This window comes from Lacihabitans soyangensis, from assembly GCF_024343775.1.
Lineage (GTDB): Bacteria > Bacteroidota > Bacteroidia > Cytophagales > Spirosomataceae > Leadbetterella > Leadbetterella soyangensis.
In genome coordinates this window covers 1-2022 of sequence record NZ_RJUF01000128.1, presented here as the reverse complement: position 1 = coordinate 2022, position 2022 = coordinate 1, and the positions used below count along the sequence as shown (strand labels likewise).

The 2022-nt window shown below is 32.6% G+C and carries 3 protein-coding genes; all 3 read left to right on the top strand.

Annotation, left to right across the window (positions count from 1 at the left end; translation table 11 throughout):
- Window positions 1-270: sce7725 family protein (locus tag EGI31_RS14945; protein WP_255037978.1), on the top strand; the 270-nt coding region annotated here is incomplete at its 5' end.
- A 4-nt stretch (window positions 271-274) separates the two neighbouring features.
- Window positions 275-1300 (top strand): RES domain-containing protein, encoded by a 1026-nt coding sequence (locus EGI31_RS14940; RefSeq protein WP_255037977.1) that lies wholly within the window; start codon window positions 275-277, stop codon window positions 1298-1300.
- A gap of 262 nt (window positions 1301-1562) precedes the next feature.
- The coding region (locus tag EGI31_RS14935) for a transposase family protein (RefSeq protein ID WP_510186414.1) at window positions 1563-2022 on the top strand (460 nt) is incomplete at its 3' end.

Sequence of the window (2022 nt, the reverse complement as noted above, 5' to 3'; positions counted from 1 at the left end):
CATTTGACGTATTTAAATATTCAAAATGAAATATGGATTAGACATTTCACATCAGAAACCAATGACTCAATTGCCAATGTTCAAGGTAAGTTTGCAGAAGCAGCAGCCAAGGCTGTAAATTATTGCAGGCAGAATGGTCTATCTAATTCAGCGATAGCTGAATTAGAAACATATTTTGACACTGAACATTATCCCGGTTTAGGAACGGTAAAAAAACTATCTATCAAGAATCATTTATTGGTTTTAAGTAATTTTTTAAGAAATAGGTAGTTTTATGAAGGTTTGTGTAAATTGTTTTTTTGACAAAGAGCTTAAAGGGTTTATTTCTTCTTCATCTGAAATTGGAGACTGTGCTGTTTGCGAATCAAAAAACCAACCACTTCTAGACGTCTCTGAGTTATTTGATTTTTTTCAAGAGTTAGTAGATAACTTCAAAATTGATGAAAATGGAATGCCAATAGGTTCTAAAATTCAATCCAATTGGAGTTTTTTTAGCTCCCACGGTTCAGCCAACAAAATTCTGAATTATGTTCTTCCAAACTTACAGACAGAAGTAATTTCATCAAACATAAATGTTGAATACACTGATGATATTATAGAAAATTATGATCATTGGGAAATTCTGAAAGAGGAGTTAAAGTGGAAAAATAGGTTTGTAATTAATATTGAACGATTAGAAGAACTCGGTTGGGATGGATTTTTCAACACGCAATTCAAATTAAGTAAAGAAACACCTTTATTCCGTGCCAGACTACATCATCAAAGTGGTATGGTAGTATATAAAACTGAAGAAATGGCTTGTCCTCCGAAAGAGTTTGCAAGCGGAGGAAGAGCTAATCCATCAGGAATACCCTTTTTATATTTGAGCGATAATCCAGAAACTATATTATATGAAGTGAGAGCATCCTATTTAGACGAGTTGAGCGTGGGAACTTTTGAATTAAATCCTGAATTTGAATCAATTAAATTAGTCGATTTTACGGAAGACACTACTCTTTTTCAACCAAATTCTAGTTCTATAAACAAAACTATAAAGGCTAAATTGTTGAGACAGAAAATTAGTAGTGATTTATCAAAGCCAATGCGGAGGTATGACAGTGAATTAGAATATATACCTACGCAGTTCATATGTGAATTTATTAAAGTTTTTACAGGTGCTTTCGGTATTCGTTTTAATAGTTCATTACATCCGAAAGGGAACAATGTAGTTCTGTTTGACCAAAACTTAATGACTTGCATATCTGTGAAGAAAATAAAAATAAATTCTGTCAATTTACAAGGTATGGAAATAAAGCACTAGGCGGTAACAGCACCTACAAGAAATTGGCGGTTCAGTGGTTAAATGAAGCTTTGTGCTTCGCATCAAGTTCAGTGGTGGCAGACAGTTTTCGTCTCCGAAATCGCCAACTTCTTGTAGCTGCAAAACGTTGGCCACAATTAACTAAACCATTACCTAAATGAATAAATCTAAAATAACCCGTTGTGCGGTTTAAATAAATAGAAAAAGGTTGTACATATAACTGAAATTCAGTAACTTAAAGAAATAACGACAAATCTTTAATATGTACAACCTGAAAGCAAATTACGACAAAATATTGCCAATAGTCAAGTTGGCCTTGAATGAATTTTTATTACCTGATGGTAATTTTAAGACTTACAAGAATAAGCCAAAATGGTCTGATATTGAAGTAGTTACACTATCCATTTTAGCTGAAACTATTAGCTTGGATTCTGAAAATTGGATGTTTTCAAAATTGAACAATGATTTATTGATGATATTTTCCGAGTTGATAGATAGATCAAATTATAATCGTAGGAAAAGGAGGTTAAGTGGGTATATAAATTCTATTTCTGAATGGGTGGCTCAGCAGATTGATGGTGAAAATAGGAAAGTAATTTTAGACTCAATTCCACTTCAAATTTGCATGAATCCAAGAATTCTTAGAAGTAAAATTTGCAAGGACGATAACAATGTACAGCCTTCAACGAGTTATAACCCATCTTTAAAGATGCATTATTATG

What these genes read in the sequence shown, in the direction of transcription:
- EGI31_RS14940 (WP_255037977.1), top strand. Translation starts at nt 275, where the DNA reads ATGAAGGTTTGTGTAAATTGTTTTTTTGACAAAGAGCTTAAAGGGTTT.